Annotated in this window: 11 protein-coding genes and 1 riboswitch; of the genes, 2 read left to right on the top strand and 9 right to left on the bottom strand. The window is 72.7% G+C overall.

All coding sequences use genetic code 11. The annotated features are described in order from the left end of the window. Positions 1-15: 15 nt before the first annotated feature. A complete protein-coding gene (locus BS75_RS44775; RefSeq protein WP_052069693.1) occupies positions 16-435 on the bottom strand; it encodes an STAS domain-containing protein in 420 nt (139 codons plus the stop codon). 231 nt (positions 436-666) lie between these two features. Beyond that, on the bottom strand, positions 667-1,398 hold the full coding sequence (locus BS75_RS25725) for a prepilin peptidase (protein WP_052069692.1): 732 nt from the start codon (positions 1,396-1,398) through the stop codon (positions 667-669). Between the two features lie 247 nt (positions 1,399-1,645). Next, positions 1,646-1,817: riboswitch (M-box (ykoK) riboswitch) on the top strand. 337 nt (positions 1,818-2,154) lie between these two features. Here BS75_RS25725 and BS75_RS25720 point away from each other — a divergent pair. Beyond that, a complete protein-coding gene (locus tag BS75_RS25720) occupies positions 2,155-3,828 on the top strand; it encodes an NRAMP family divalent metal transporter (protein WP_081982576.1) in 1,674 nt (557 codons plus the stop codon). Positions 3,829-3,925: 97 nt separating this feature from the next. On the opposite strand, the gene BS75_RS25715 is transcribed toward BS75_RS25720, so the two are convergent. From BS75_RS25715 to BS75_RS25685, 7 genes are all read right to left on the bottom strand, one after another. Next, a complete protein-coding gene (locus tag BS75_RS25715) occupies positions 3,926-4,711 on the bottom strand; it encodes an ABC transporter permease (protein ID WP_034089945.1) in 786 nt (261 codons plus the stop codon). After that, the gene (locus BS75_RS25710; RefSeq protein ID WP_034089944.1) at positions 4,708-5,724 is read right to left on the bottom strand and encodes an ATP-binding cassette domain-containing protein; all 1,017 of its coding nucleotides are present in this window, start codon (positions 5,722-5,724) and stop codon (positions 4,708-4,710) included. Before BS75_RS25710 ends, BS75_RS25715 begins: the two co-directional genes overlap by 4 nt. Before the next feature lie 277 nt (positions 5,725-6,001). After that, entirely contained in the window at positions 6,002-6,778 is a 777-nt protein-coding gene (locus BS75_RS25705; protein WP_034089943.1) for a class I SAM-dependent methyltransferase, read from the bottom strand. Positions 6,779-6,851: 73 nt separating this feature from the next. Then, positions 6,852-8,447, bottom strand: a complete 1,596-nt coding sequence (locus BS75_RS25700) for a mucoidy inhibitor MuiA family protein (RefSeq protein ID WP_034089942.1) — start codon at positions 8,445-8,447, stop codon at positions 6,852-6,854. A gap of 1 nt (position 8,448) precedes the next feature. Then, positions 8,449-10,707: a DUF4139 domain-containing protein gene (locus BS75_RS25695; protein ID WP_052069690.1), complete on the bottom strand. Its 2,259-nt coding sequence runs from the start codon at positions 10,705-10,707 to the stop codon at positions 8,449-8,451. A gap of 141 nt (positions 10,708-10,848) precedes the next feature. Further along, positions 10,849-12,558 carry a DUF885 domain-containing protein gene (locus BS75_RS25690; RefSeq protein WP_034093767.1) on the bottom strand — a complete coding sequence of 570 codons (1,710 nt, stop codon included), beginning with the start codon at positions 12,556-12,558 and terminating at the stop codon, positions 10,849-10,851. A 5-nt stretch (positions 12,559-12,563) separates the two neighbouring features. Further along, positions 12,564-13,340, bottom strand: coding sequence for a rhomboid-like protein (locus BS75_RS25685; protein ID WP_174515038.1), 777 nt, complete (start codon positions 13,338-13,340; stop codon positions 12,564-12,566). A 154-nt stretch (positions 13,341-13,494) separates the two neighbouring features. Here BS75_RS25685 and BS75_RS25680 point away from each other — a divergent pair, with 154 nt between their 5' ends. Continuing rightward, positions 13,495-14,409: an AurF N-oxygenase family protein gene (locus tag BS75_RS25680; RefSeq protein WP_034089941.1), complete on the top strand. Its 915-nt coding sequence runs from the start codon at positions 13,495-13,497 to the stop codon at positions 14,407-14,409. Positions 14,410-14,481: the final 72 nt, after the last annotated feature.

The following is a 14,481-nucleotide window of genomic DNA, read 5'->3' as shown; positions in this document are numbered from 1 at the left end:
GCGACCGACCGGCGGTCAGAGGCGGTGGCGGCTGGCCTCGCCGGCGCGGGCCGCCGCGAGGCTGGCGTAGCGCGGGAACACCTCGGCGAGCCGGGTGGCGTGCAGCAGCCGGTCGATCCCCGGGTGGTTGTGCACCAGCCGGACCCAGCCCCCGTGCTGCTCGGCCCGGACCAGGGCGACGCGCAGCTCACGCAGCGGACTGAGGTCCATGAAGGTGACCTCGGTCAGGTCGACGACCACCCTCGGTACGTCCCAGGGCGGCTCGACACCGACCAGGCGCGGCTCCGGCCCCCCGGCCGCTCCGACCCCGCCCGGCGCCTCCAACCCGCCGAGGCTGCCGCCGAAGGCGGAGGCGTTGGCCAGGTCGAGCTCACCGCGCGGCCTGACGATTCGGCACTTCTCTTCATGGACTCTCGTGTTGACGGTGCTCTCCATGTCTGCGGCTCCTCCGCTGTCAGCCTGCGCGGATACGGCGACCGTGCAGGCGTAGCCGGGATCCGGACGGTGCGGCTTCGCAAGTGACAGCGTAGACCCTGTAGACGACCCGGTACGGAGAGTTACCGATGCTGTCGGGAGTCGCACGGTCGTTGAACAGCGCCGCGTCCTGATTCGACCACCCGTGCAACAACGGGAGCGGAGATTCGATTCTGCGTGACCCGGCGGCCCTCAGAGCAGCAGCGCCACCAGCGCCCCGAGCAGCAGGAAGGGCCCGAAGGGCAGCGTGTCCCGCCGTCCGGCACGGCGGCCGGCCAGCAGGAACACCGCGGCGCAGGATGCCAGCAGAAAGCCCAGGAAGGTGCCGGTCAGCACCTCCCGCCAGCCCTGCCAGCCCAGCAGCAGCCCGAGCACCCCGATCAGCTTGACGTCGCCGAGCCCGAGCGAGGCCGGGCTGGCGAGCACCAGCAGGAAGAAGACCCCGGCGAGGGCCGTCATCGCCGCCAACGCCCGCACCAGCGAGCCGTGCTGGGGGTCGGTCAGCTGCGCCAGGCCCAACAGGGCCGCCACGGCCGGGTAGAGCGGCAGCACGACCACGTCGGGGAGCCGCTTCCAGCCCGCGTCCACGACCGCCAGCACAACTCCGGCCGGCACCGCCAGGACGTAGGCGGCCAGGGCCGGATGCGGTCCGATCCGCCAGCCGACCGCCGCGCAGCCGAGCGCGGTCAGCAGCGAGACCCACGGGACGGCCGGCCCGAGCCGCCGGCCGCAGCCCGGACAGCGCAGTCGAGGCGGACGGGACGGCGGAGCGCCGCAGTCCGCGCCGCAGTCCTGGCAGTGGCTGCGGTGCGGCTCGCCGCTCGGCACGGACAGCCGCCAGCAGACGTGCACCACCAGCGGCCCGGCCGCGGCCCCCAGCAGTGCGAGCAGAACGACGAGCACGGTCACCGGCGCAGTCGGCACGGCACCCCCTCCCCTCTGCACCCCCTGTTCCCGGGCGCAGCATCCGTCACACCACCGGACGCCCCCGGGTGCGCCGCAGAACCGCCTCCCGTCGCCGGCCCTGTGATGCACACCACGCGTGCGAGGGCGTACCGCATTCCCCCTCTCTCACCCCGTTCACACCTACCGAAGCCGGAAATTCCCGGAAACCGGGCATGGAGGCCCGGCGCCAGGGGCTATGCTTAACGCTGTACTTATATCTGTGTGTCTGGCACCTCGTTCGGTGAGGCGTCTTCACGGACACAGGCCACTGATCCCACCCGTCGAGAGACGCTCCGGATCAGGACAGGTCTCCCCGACCTAAGGGGTGATCCCAAGTGGCTTCCCCTTCCGGGGATCACGCCGTGGAGTGCCAAAGCTCTGACGAGTTGGGGTGTACCGGAGCGGCCTCGACGGTCGCACGACCGGTCCGCTCCTTGCGAGTCCGCTGACGCCCTCGGGGCGTCCCGGCCGGGAGGAGGCGAAAGTCAATGGACTGCGGCAGCAGTAGTCCGGGCCACCATAGGCCCCTCTTTCGCCTGTTCCCGTTCTCATCCGGCACCCGGTAACCACCCCTCACCGGACACCGACCTCCACAGCGTCACCCCCGTGGCCCGATCCGCCTCGTGACGACTCGTCGGCGTCCTGCTCCTGCCCATGCGCCCATGCCCGTGTGCGGGGACCGATGGCTGCCCTGTGTCCCGTACCGCCCCCTTTCCGGGGGCCGGGAGGCCTGTCATGACCGATGCAACCCTGACCACGCCCATCAGCTCCACCGGCACGATCAACCCCACCGGCCAGGTCCGCTCCGCCGTGCTGGACGAGGCCCACCTCGGCGACATCCACGGCGCCTTCGGCACCATCCGCCTCGACGACCACGCACCGCGCGGCCTGTCGGCCAAGATCAAGACGCTGCTGGCGATCGTCGGCCCCGGCCTGATCGTGATGGTCGGCGACAACGACGCGGGCGCCTTCGCCACCTACGGCCAGGCCGGGCAGAACTACGGCACCCACCTGATGTGGACGCTGCTGCTGCTGGTGCCGGTGCTGTACGTGAACCAGGAGATGGTGCTGCGGCTCGGCGCGGTCACCGGCGTCGGCCACGCCCGGCTGATCTTCGCCCGCTTCGGCAAGTTCTGGGGCGCCTTCTCGGTCATCGACCTGCTGCTGCTCAACGCCCTGACGCTGGTCACCGAGTTCATCGGGATCACCCTCGCCACCGGCTACCTCGGGCTGCCGAAGATCCCCTCGGTGCTGCTCGCGGCGGCGATCATCATCTCCTCGGCCTTCACCGGCTCCTTCAAGCGGTTCGAGCGGATAGCCATGGCCCTGTGCTTCGGCTCGCTGCTGCTGATCCCGCTCTACTTCATGATCCACCCGGCCGGCTCGCAGATGGCGCACTCCTTCGTCACGCCCGACCTGCCGGGCGGCAGCGGCCAGTTGGCCACGGTGATGCTGCTGGTCATCGGCATCGTGGGCACCACCGTCGCGCCCTGGCAGCTCTTCTTCCAGCAGTCCTACGTCATCGACAAGCGGATCACCCCGCGCTTCATGAACTACGAGAAGGCCGACCTCTGGATCGGCATAGCCATCGTGGTCGTCGGCGCCGCCGCGGTGATGGGCATCTCCACCGCCGCCTTCGCCGGGACCAGCGGCTTCGGCAACTTCACCGACGCGTCCGGGCTGGCCCACGGCGTCGCCGCCCACGCCGGGAAGATCGCCGGGGTGCTGTTCGCCATCGCGCTGCTGGACGCCTCGATCATCGGCGCCTTCGCCGTCTCGCTCTCCACCGCCTACGCCATCGGCGACGTCTTCGGCATCAAGCACTCGCTGCACCGGGGGGTCGAGGGCGCCAAGGGCTTCTACGCCGTCTACGCCGGCCTGGTGCTGGTGGCGGCCGTGATCGTGCTCATCCCGGGGTCGCCGCTGGGGCTGCTGACCATGGGCGTCCAGGCCCTGGCCGGGGTACTGCTGCCCTCCGCCTCGGTCTACCTGCTCATGCTCTGCAACGACCGCGAGGTCCTCGGCCCCTGGACCAACCGCCGTGGCACCAACGCGTTCACCACTCTGGTCGTCGGCATCCTGGTGGTGCTCTCGCTGATCCTCACCGCCTCGGTGATCTACCCGAACATCAGCGCCGGCGCGATCCTCGACATCCTCGCCGCCTCCGGCGTCCTCGGCATCCTCTACGCCGCCGCCCGGCTCTGGCTCCAGCGCGGAAAGGCGGTCGAGCCCGTCGACCGCACCGGCCGCGACGACTGGCGGATGCCGCCGCTCGACACCCTCACCCGCCCGGTCTTCTCCACCGGCCACCGCATCGGCATGGGCGTCCTGCGCTCCTACCTGCTGCTCTCCACCATCCTGGTGATCATCCGTCTGGTCCAGCTGGCGATCTCCGGCTCCGCCGGCTGACCTGCCCGGCCCGGACGGTCGGCCTGCGCGACGACGGCAGGGCTCTCGTGATCCGAGGGCCCTGCCGTCCGGTGTTCCTGCGGTTCGGTCGCGGCCACTACTTCTGGTCGCTGTTGAACTTCGAGGTCGCCCAGAAGTAGCCGAGTGCAGTGAGGGCGACGCACCAGGCGACGGCGAGCCAGCCGTCGTTGCCGATGTGGGTGCCGAGGAGCAGACCGCGGAGGGTCTCGATGGTGGGGGTGAAGGGCTGGTAGCGGGCGACCGGCTGGAACCAGCCGGGCATGGTGTGGACCGGGACGAAGGCGCTGGAGAAGAGCGGGAGCAGGACCAGCGGCATCGCGTTGTTGCTGGCGGCCTCGGCGTTGGGGCTGATCAGGCCCATGCCCACGGCGATCCAGGTCAGGGCCAGGGCGAACAGGACGAGCAGTCCGAAGGCGGCGAGCCAGTGCAGCAGGCCGGCGTGGGGGGAGCGGAAGCCGATGGCCACGCCGACGGCGCCGACCAGGACCACGCTGACGATCGACTGGAGGACGCTGCCCGCGACGTGCCCGACCAGGACCGAGGGGCGGTGGATGGCCATGGTGCGGAAGCGGGCGATGATGCCCTCGGTCATGTCGTTGGAGACCGAGACCGCGGTCCCGACCACGGTGCTGCCGATGGTCATCAGCAGCAGGCCGGGGACGATGTAGGTGATGTAGCCGGCCCGGCCCCCGCCGCCGATGCCCGCACTCATCGAGTTGCCGAAGATGTAGACGAAGAGCAGCAGCAGCATGACCGGGGTGAGCAGCAGGTTCAGGGTGAGGGAGGGGTAGCGCCGGGCGTGCAGGAGGTTGCGCCGCAGCATGGTGGACGAGTCGCGGGCGGCGAGGGACAGGGCGCTCATCGGACGTTCTCCTTGGACTGGGCGGGCCGGGTGGCCGGTCGGGTGGCCTGGTTGGGGATGTCGGTGCTGCCGGTGAGGGCGAAGAAGACGTCGTCGAGGTCGGGGGTGTGCACGGTGAGTTCGGCGGCCTCGGTGCCGGTGGAGTCCAGCCGGTCCAGGACGGTGCGCAGGTCGCGCTGGCTGCCGTCGCTGGGGAGTTGCAGGGCCAGTGCCTGGTCGTCGCGGGTGGCGTCGGGGAACGCGGAGACGGCGTCGCGGTAGGCGGTGGGGTCGGTGAAGCGGAGCCGGACGTGTCCGCCGGGGACGAGTCGCTTCAACTCGTCGGCGGTGCCCTGGGCGGCGATCGTGCCGTCATGGAGGACGGCGATGCGGTCGGCGAGCTGGTCGGCCTCTTCGAGGTACTGGGTGGTGAGGAAGACGGTGACGCCGTCGGAGACCAGTTCGCGGATGATCTGCCACATGTTGTGGCGGCTGCGGGGGTCCAGGCCGGTGGTCGGTTCGTCGAGGAAGATGATCCGGGGGTTGCCGACCAGGGTCATGGCGAGGTCCAGTCGGCGCTTCATGCCGCCGGAGTAGGTGGAGGCGGGCTTCTTCGCGGCCTCGACCAGGTCGAAGCGCTCCAGCAGGTCGGCGGCGACCCGCCGTCCCTCGCGCCGGGGCAGGTGGTGCAGGTCCGCCATCAGCAGCATGTTCTCCTCGCCGGTGATCAGCCCGTCCACGGCGGAGAACTGCCCGGTGACGCCGATCGCGGCGCGCACCGCCATGGGGCCTCCCCTGCTCGAAGAGCCTGGGGAAGGATCGGCGGCCAGGTCGTGGCCCGCGACCCGGGCCCGACCGCCGTCGGCGGAGATGAGGGTGGAGAGGATCTTCACGACGGTGGTCTTGCCGGCCCCGTTCGGCCCGAGCAGGGCGAAGACCGTTCCTTCGGGCACGGCCAGGTCGATGCCGTCGAGCACGACCTTGTCGCCGTAGGACTTGCGCAACCCGTTCGCCGCGATGGCCAGGTCGGTCATGATGAGTGCTCCTCAAGGGCTGCGGCTCAGCGGCCGCGGGCGGTGATCTCTCCGCAGGCGGTGAGCTCGATGGCTCTAGAGTGGCACCACACTGGCTCCATCGCAAGCACTATTGGCTCCCATTGGCATCAGAGCAGGTCAATGATGGCTCTACTTGAGTTCACCTTGGCATCACACGGCACCATGGGGATGTCACACGGTGCCACCCGGGCGGGCCGGGCTGGACGACTGACGCCGTCCTGGCGCGGCGTCCGGCCCGGCCGGGCCCACCCCCTCCTCAGCCGCGCGGGCTGCCCGTCACGACGGCCCAGGTGTGGGTGAACCTGAGGGCGCCGTCAGCGCCGCGCACCGGGCGCAGGCCGGTCGCCGAGCCGCCGGCGAGTTCCTCCTCGAACCGTGCCCGGATCTGGGCGCTCACCCGGTCCGGGGTCCTGCTGCGCGCCAGCCAGTCCTCCAGGTCGAGATCCTCGTCGCGGAGGGCGGTCGAGGCCAGGGCGGCGCCGGCCGCCACGAGCAGGCCCTGCACCTCGGCGAGCGGCAGGGTCCGGTTGTGGCTCGGATCGCGCAGGCGTTCCAGTCGGTCAGCCTCCTCGGCCGACGCCCGGTCCGCCTCGGCGATCATGTCGACGAGTCCGATCCGGCCGCCCTGACGCGTCACCCGGACCATCTCCCGCACCATCGTCGCCGGATCGGCCACCCGATGCAGCGCCAGTCGGCACACCACCAGGTCGAACTGGCCGTCCAGATAGGGCAGTCCGGCCGCGTCGCCGACGGTGAAGGTGAGATTGCGCAGGCCGCCTGCGGCCGCGAGCCGCTGTCCCTGCTCAAGCATCGCCGGGGTCGGGTCGAGGGCGCTGACATGGTTCACCCGGGATGCCAGCGCACGCCCCAGGTGGGCGGCGCCGGCGGCCACATCCAGCACCTGCTCGTCAGCCGCAGGAGCGAGCCGTTCCAGGATCCAGTCCGACCCGCGCGCGGCGAAGCCGGCGTCGGTGAAGGTCGCGGCCCGGACCCCGAACTGTGCTCGGATCAAGTCATTGTGAGTTCCCGTCATGCCGTCAGCGTAGGTCGCGCCCCCGGGACAGCCCGAGGGGATTTCTGCGTGCGTCGGAGCGCGGGGCGTGGCCTCAGAGGGCCACGGCGCGGGCGGCGGTGAGCTCGTAGGCGAGGCTGAGGGTGCGGCGGGCGTCGGGGGCGAGGGTGAGGTCGTAGCGGAGGATGCCGTCGGCGTCGAGCTCGGCCGGGGGCGGGTCGCACTGCTCCTTGACCAGCTGGACCTCCACGGCGGCGAGCTCGGAGACCGGGATCCGTTCGCGGAGCACGATGGTGGCCGGGGCCGAGCCGGGCGGGGCGAAGCGGGAGACATTGAGCAGTACCGTGCGGGAGATGACGGTGCGTCCGCTGAGGCCGCCGGTGTCGCGGGTCTCCTGGACGCTGCGGACCACCCGGAAGGTGTCCTCGCTGCCGAAGGACAGCTCGGCCTCCGCGTCCACGGCGGTGAACCGGAGTTCGCCCCGGCCGACGAAGCCGCTGGCGCGGACCAGGTCCACCGGTCCGGACAGCAGGACCTGGCCGGTGCCGTTGCGGAACCGGGCCAGCTGGGAGACCAGCGGCGACAGCTCCGGCGCGCAGGCGTACTCGGTGCGGACCGGGAGCCGGGCGTCGGTGAGGTGCACCCGCTGCGGGCGGCCGTCGCTGCGCACCGTCACCGGGGCCGGGGCGGGCAGCAGCCGGGCCTCACCGCCGTCGTCCACCCCGGGGAGGGTGAGCGCGGCGTCGAGGTCGGTGGTGCTGTCGCCGGGTCCGAGGGTCTGGATCTCAACCTCCCGCAGGTCGACCTCGATGGTGCGGCGCTCCTCCGGCGTCCGGTCGACCAGCAGCAGGACGTCCTCCCGCAGCTTCGGCGGTTCGGCGGCCTGGGTCGAGCGGGCGGTGGAGAAGGAGAGCCGGGCCTCGGTCCAGTCCTCGCCGGTGCGCTGCCAGACGATGGCGTCGGACTCCAGTCGCAGCTCGGAGTCGTCGAGAAGGGTGGCGCGGTAGGCGGGGCGCCAGAGGGCGCAGGGGACGAGGTGCCGCAGCCGGAGGTCGGCCGCCGCGAGCGGCGTCCTGGCCTCGATCACCACCTCGACATGGGCGGTGAGCACCGGCGGCGGTTCCTCGGCCCGGTCGCGGGCGGCCTCGGCCTGCCACAGCTCGCTGCGGAGCTCGGTCAACCGCACGGTGACCAACCGCAGTTCCTCGGAGCGGTCGCGGTGGGCGGCGTAGGCCCGGTCGAGCTCGCCCGACCAGCGTTCGAAGGCGTGGGTGCCCGCGCCGACGGACTCGCCGATGTCCCGGCGCAGCTCGTCGAGCAGTTGCTCCAGTACCGCGAGCCGGCTGACGGCCCGCAGCCGGTGCGCCTCGGCCTCCCGGAGCCGGACCCCGAGCCGGTGCACCCGCTGCCGCAGCTCGGAGGCGTCGGGCCCGGGGTCGCCGACCGGTGGCGGGGTCCAGTGGCGGACCAGCCGGGCGTCCAGGACGGTGGCGGCGGATGTCACCGTCCCTTCGGGGCCGATGAGTTCGGCCCGCAGCGAGCGGTCGACGGCGAGCGGGGTGACCGGGCCGAGGCGCAACCGGTGGGTGCCGGGCGCGAGGTCGAGCACGGCCCGGCGCTCGACCTCGGCGCGGTCCTCCAGCAGCGTGACGGCGGCGACCGGGAGCGGCGTCACCAACTCGGGCGGCATCTCAGGTCCTCCTGTTGCCGTCGAACACGGCCTTCGTCGCCGGGATCCGGATCTCGTAGCCGCCGGTCAGCACCATGCCGGAGCGCGCGGGCAGGGTGACCCGCCACAGGCGCAGCCCGCGCTGGTGCTCCTCGTCCTCCTCGGGCGGGACGGCGGTCCACGGCGGCGAGGCCGGTTTCTCCTCGATCCGGATGTCCTTCTCGTTGCCGACCGGGACGCGTTCGCGCACCTCGACGGTGACGGCTCGGCCGAGCCGGTTGGCGAGCTCGATCTCGATGCCGTGGTCCAGCACGGTCGTCCCGGACCGCAGACCGGCGGTGGACTCGCGCATGCTGGTGCGCCGGGCGACCCGGATGCTCTCCACGATCCCGAGCCCGACCCGGCGCCGCTGACCGGGGGCGAGCGTCGGCAGGGCGGTGCCGAGCAGGAACTCGCCGTCGACGGTGACCTCGGCGGCACCCTCCAGCAGGGCGTTGGCGCTGCTGTTGCGGAGCTGGACGGCGGCGTAGACGCGGGCGTCCACCGCGGGCACGCAGACGTGCTCGACCTCCAGCTCGACCGGGAACTCGCGGACCGGGACCGAGTGCCAGGCGCCGTCCGAGGGGACGTCGACCGGTGCGGCGGCGTCGTAGCGGTAGTCGAAGGACCCGGCGGAGTGCCGGACCGGGACGCTGTTCGGCGGCAGGTCGAGCCGGGCCACGGCCTCCGCCCGGGAGCGGGACTCGGCGACGGCGCCGAGCGGGACCGGCCCGGCCGGGGCGCCGTCGCCGTTCTCGGGACGCAACCGGCCGCGTGCGGACGCCGGTTCGTCGGGTCCGGCGAGCACCAGCCGGTCGAGGTCGCGCAGTCCCTCGCCGGGGAGGGCCGCGCCGCTGCCGGGGAGGGTGTCCGAGTGGAGCCCCTCCACGGCGAAGGCCGCGCCCGGAGCCGGGGGCCCGGACGGGAGGGCGGACGCGACCGCCGAGGTGTAGGTGACCGGGATCGGCGCCCGGGCCCCCGCGCTGCGGGACGGTCCCGACGCCGACGGAGCGACCGGTGCCGCTGGGGGCGGGGCCGGCTGGGGCCGCCCGGTCGGCGCCGCTCCGGGCGGCCCGGGCACCGGTTGCGCCGGAGCCCCGTACGCGTCCGCCCCACCGCCGGCCGGGCCGCCCGCCGGTCCGCCTCCCGGGCGCGCCAGCATGCGGGCGCGCCGGACGGCGGGCATCGGCGCGCGCCCGGCCTCCGGGCCGGCACCGCCCGCCGGGCGGCCGAAGGCGTCGTAGCCGGCGAAGAGGGTGGGCAGCCCCTCCGGCGGGACCCGCCACAGCGGCGGCGCGGGCCGCGACTGCCGACGGCCGATCCGCAGCGAGGACAGCACCGGCAGCTCGGTGCGCCGCCGGAGGTCGGCGGTGGACAGGCCGAGCCGGACGCCGGTCCAGTCCTCCCCGGTGCGCTGGGCCACCGAGGCCCGCATGGCCAGGCTGCCGCCGGGGGCGTCGCCCTCGATGCCGGTCAGCCGCAGGTGGTAGGCCGGGGTCCAGGTCGCGCCCGGAACGGAGTACTCCAGCTCCAGCACGGCCTCGCCGATCCCGGGCTCCGGGCTGACGGTCTCCCGCTCGGCCGGCTCCCAGGCCAGGGTGAGGGTGGCGCTGGTGCTGGTCCGCACCGGCCCGGTCGGCTGCGCAGTGGACGCCTCGTCCAGCCGCCGCCGGGCGGACTCGGCGCGCCGCTCGGCCTCGTCGAGGGCGTCCGTCGCCACGAACAGCTGCTGCTGGAGTTCGGCGAGCCGGGCGTCGACGAAGTCGGCGAGCTCCAGCAGCGCCTCGGTGGGCGCGCTGCGCGGCGGGTCGCCCCGGCGGGTCGGCGTGGGAACGGCGCGCAGCGCGGAGATGTGCTCGATCTGGGTCGACCAGGCGGCCTGCTCGGCACGGGCGGCCTCCAGTTCGGCCTCGGCCAGGTCGCAGGCGTGGCGCAGCGGCGAGAGGTCCGCCTGCTCCGGCAGCTCCGCCCGGACCGAGCGCCGGACCCCGAGCACCCGCATGCTCGGCGGCCCGACCAGGACCCGCCCGCGCAGGCTGTGCTCGTCCAGCACCAGCGGCAGCCCGGTGAAGGTGACCCGGAACGGCCCCTCGGCCGCGCCGACCACCCCGGCCGCCTCGGGCAGTTCGACCCGGGCGGATCTGCGGCAGACGGCGCCGGAGGCATGGACGGTCACGGAGTCGAGCACGGAGTCGAGCCGGGGCTCGCTTCCTCGGGCCTTGGTATGCGCGTCACCGGCCATCGGTCACCCTCCTGCGGCGAGTCGTCGCAGCCACGTTAGAGCACGGGGGCGACAGCGGTCCCGACTCGCCCGACTTTGGCACGCGACGGCACCGTGATCGGGTCGGCCGGGACCGCCGTACGGCGCAGTCCTGATCCGGGGTCAGAGCGCGGCGAGGCGGGACGTCAGTTCGTCCAGTCCGCAGCCGCCCTGCGAGAGCGCCTTCATGTGCCAGGTCTTGAGGTCGAAGTCGGCGCCGTGCGTCCGACGGGCCTCCTCCCGGCCGCGCAGCCAGGCGCGCTCGCCGAGCTTGTAGCCGATGGCCTGCCCCGGCCAGCCCAGGTAGCGGGTGATCTCGCTCTCGCGCATCGCGGCCGGGCTGCCGTTGTAGTCGGCGAAGAACTCGGTCGCCAGCTCCGGGGTCCAGCGCTCGCCGGGGTGGAACGGGGACTCGGCCGGGATCTCCAGCTCCAGGTGCATGCCGATGTCGATGATGACCCGGATGGTGCGCAGCATCTGCTCGTCCAGGAAGCCCATCCGGTGACCCGGGTCGGCGAAGAAGCCGAGCTCGTCCATCAGCCGCTCGGCGTAGAGCGCCCAGCCCTCGACCTCGGCGCTGACGTTGCCGATGGTGGTCTGGTAGCGGGACAGCTGCTCGGCGCAGCGCATCCGCTGGGTGAGGTGCAGATGGTGGCCGGGAACGCCCTCGTGGTACCAGGTGCTGACCAGCTGCCAGGTGGGGAACGTCTCGCGGCCCAGGGTCGGCAGCCAGGTCTGCCCGGGACGGCTGAAGTCCAGGCTCGGGGCGCTGTAGTAGGGCGCGGCGGCGGCCCCGGCCGGGGCGATCATCGCCTGCACCTCGCGCAGCGGGCCGGCCAGGTCGAAGTGGGTGCCGTCGAGTGCCTCGATGGCACCGTCCATGATCTGCTGCAGCCAGACCCGGACGCCCTCGACGCCCTTGACCGACGGGCCGTTCTGCTCCAGGTGCTCCAGCGCCTGGAGCGGGGTCGCGCCCGGGAGCACCTGCTCGGCCAGGGCCCGCTGCTGCTCCTCCAGCCGGTTGAACTCGGTCCAGGCCCAGCTGTAGGCCTCGTCCAGGTCCAGGTCGGCCCCGGTCTGCCGGCGCGCGGAGCGGACATAGAGCTCGCGTCCGGCGATGTCCGGGGCGCCGGCGGCGGCGGGGGCATAGGTGTCGCGCAGCCAGTCGCGGAACTCGCCGACGGCGGCGGTGGCCTGCGCGGCGGCGGAGTCCAGTTCGGCCCGGCGGCCGTCGGGACCCGAGGCGGCGAAGCCGGCGAACCAGTTGCCGCCCTCGCCGTCGTCCTCGCCGATCCAGCTGCTCAACTGGCCGGTCACGGTCACGACCTGGCGCGGTCCGGAGAGCAGCCCGCGGCGCACTCCCTCCTCCAGGGTGGCCCGGTAGCCCCGGAGGGCGCCGGCGACATTGCGCAGTCGGCCTGCGACGACGGCCCAGTCGCCGTCGGTGGCGGTCGGCATGAAGTCGAAGATGCCGCGGACGAGGTGCAGTGGGCATTCGATGTTGTTCAGCGAGCGGAAGTGGTCCCCGGCGTCATGGACCGCGAGTTGGGCGGTGAGCCGCTCCCGCAGCAGCCGGGCGCAGGCGGCCTCGGCGGCCTCGAAGCCGGCTGCCTCCTGGTCGAGGTAGCCGGGGTCCAGCGCGTCGAGGGCGGCGAGGGCCTGCCTGGCCAGTTCCGCCTCGGCCTCGAAGCCTGCCGGGGACAGGTCGGGTTGGCGTTCGTCGTCGAGATTGAGACCGAGTTCGGCGGCCACGCCCGGGTTGTGGGCGACCAGCGCGTCCAGGTAGGCGTCGGCGATCTGCCGAGGCGTGAGGGTGAAGGTTGTGTCAGCCATGAAGGTCATCCTGGCCGACCGAGGATCCGGGCGACAGGTGCCCATCGGTCGAATGCCCGGGGGTACCAGTCCCCGCCGGGGACGCCCCGGGCGATCGGGTAGCAGGCCAGGCCCAGCAGATAGGCCGTCAGATGGCCGAGGTTGGTGAAGTCCTGGTAGGCCGCGAGCAGGAACAGGTAGAAGAGGGCGGTCCCGCCGAGGTAGTACCAGCGCAGCGGGCGGGCGAAGAAGTAGGTGAGGACGCCGACCGAGCCGGAGAGCGCGTAGCTGACGCCGATGTCGATGGTGTGGGCGGTACGGGCGGGCAGGTCGTTGGCGTCGATCAGCAACGCCACCGCCCCCTCGCTGACCAGGGTGGCGCCGATGTGGGCGATGGCGACCACCGCCAGCCAGCGCCAGGTGCCGAGCCAGCGCTCCACCGGGGCGTGGAACAGGGTGAAGATCACGAACCAGAACAGGAAGCTGGGCGTCTCGGTCCAGAAGGCGCTGGCGATCAGGACCTTGATCGGGTGTCGCCCGAGTTCGAGCAGGTTGGTGCTGTGGGTGATCAGGAAGTACTTCCGGAACCGCGGCGACATCCGGACCAGCGCGAAGGTGTTGGCGCCGAGGATCAGCAGCCACAGGTAGGTGCCGGGGGCGTACCGCACCCAGTCGACCACCGCGCCCGCCCAGCGGCGTGCCCGCGAGCGGTGGACGCCGCCGTCCCGGGCTCCGCCCCTGCCGTCGGGGCCGGGGGCGGGGCCGCTCGGCCGGTCCTGGGCTGCGGGTTCTTCGGTCGTCATGGTGGTCATTCTGCGACGCGGGGGCGGCCCGGCCGCCGAGGCCCGCACTTCTCCCAGGTAAGAGACAGGGAGTCGGGAGCCAGGGGATTGACGTCCTTACTGACATGGAGTCTCATAAGAGGAAGTCGGCTTACCAGGGAGAAGAGGGTGCGGCATGGAACGCAACGGCGCAGCAATGCTGCTGAAGGACCGTGAGCAGGTCGCCGACCGACTGCTGGCGGCCTCGGCCAAGCACTCCTACGACCCCGAGACCGAGCTGGACTGGGAGGCCCCGCTGGAGACCGGCCTCTGGTTCCTGCCGGAGCAACTGGTCTCGCTCTACGGCACCCCGCTCTGGCAGCGGATGTCCGAGGAGCAGCGGATCGAGCTCTCCCGCCACGAGGCCGCGAGCCTGGCCTCGGCCGGGGTCTGGTTCGAGGTGATCCTGATGCAGCTGCTGACCCGGCACATCTACGACCTCGACCCGCGTACCAGCCACGTCTCCTACGCCCTCACCGAGATGGCCGACGAGTGCCGGCACTCGCGGATGTTCGCCCGGATGGTGACCAAGCTCGGCACCCCGTACTACCGCCCCGGCAATGTCACCCGCTTCCTCGGCCGGGTGCTGAAGACGACGGCGACCACCCCCGGCGCCTTCACCGCGACGCTGCTGGTGGAGGAGATCCTGGACCGGTTCCAGCGGCAGACCTTCCCCGACCCGACGGTGCAGCCGCTGGTCCGCGGCATCACCCGGATCCACGTGGTGGAGGAGGCCCGGCACGTCCGCTACGCCCGCGAGGAGTTGCGGCGGCAGATGGCGACCTGCCCGGCCTGGGAGCGGCAGTTGACCCGCACCGTCTCCGGCGAGGCCTCGGTGGTGGTGGCCCGCGCCCTGGTCAGCCCGGCGGTCTACGCCTCGGTCGGACTGGACGTGTCGACGGCCGTGCGCCAGGCCCGGGAGAGCGAGCACCGGCGGGAGACCATGCGCTGGTCGGCGGAGAAGCTGACCGAGTTCCTGGAGGAGATCGGCATCATCCACAGCGCGCTGGACCGGGCCGCCTGGCGCCGCTCCGGCCTGCTCACCCGCTGACCACCCCGGTGCCGAGCCCTTCCGGGGCCCTGCCCACCGGCAACGGGCACGACACGTAGGGTGGGGCTCATG

Source organism: Streptacidiphilus albus JL83, assembly GCF_000744705.1.
Lineage (GTDB): Bacteria > Actinomycetota > Actinomycetes > Streptomycetales > Streptomycetaceae > Streptacidiphilus > Streptacidiphilus albus.
The sequence above is the reverse complement of the archived record's forward strand: the minus strand, read 5'-3'. Positions and strand labels throughout refer to the sequence as shown.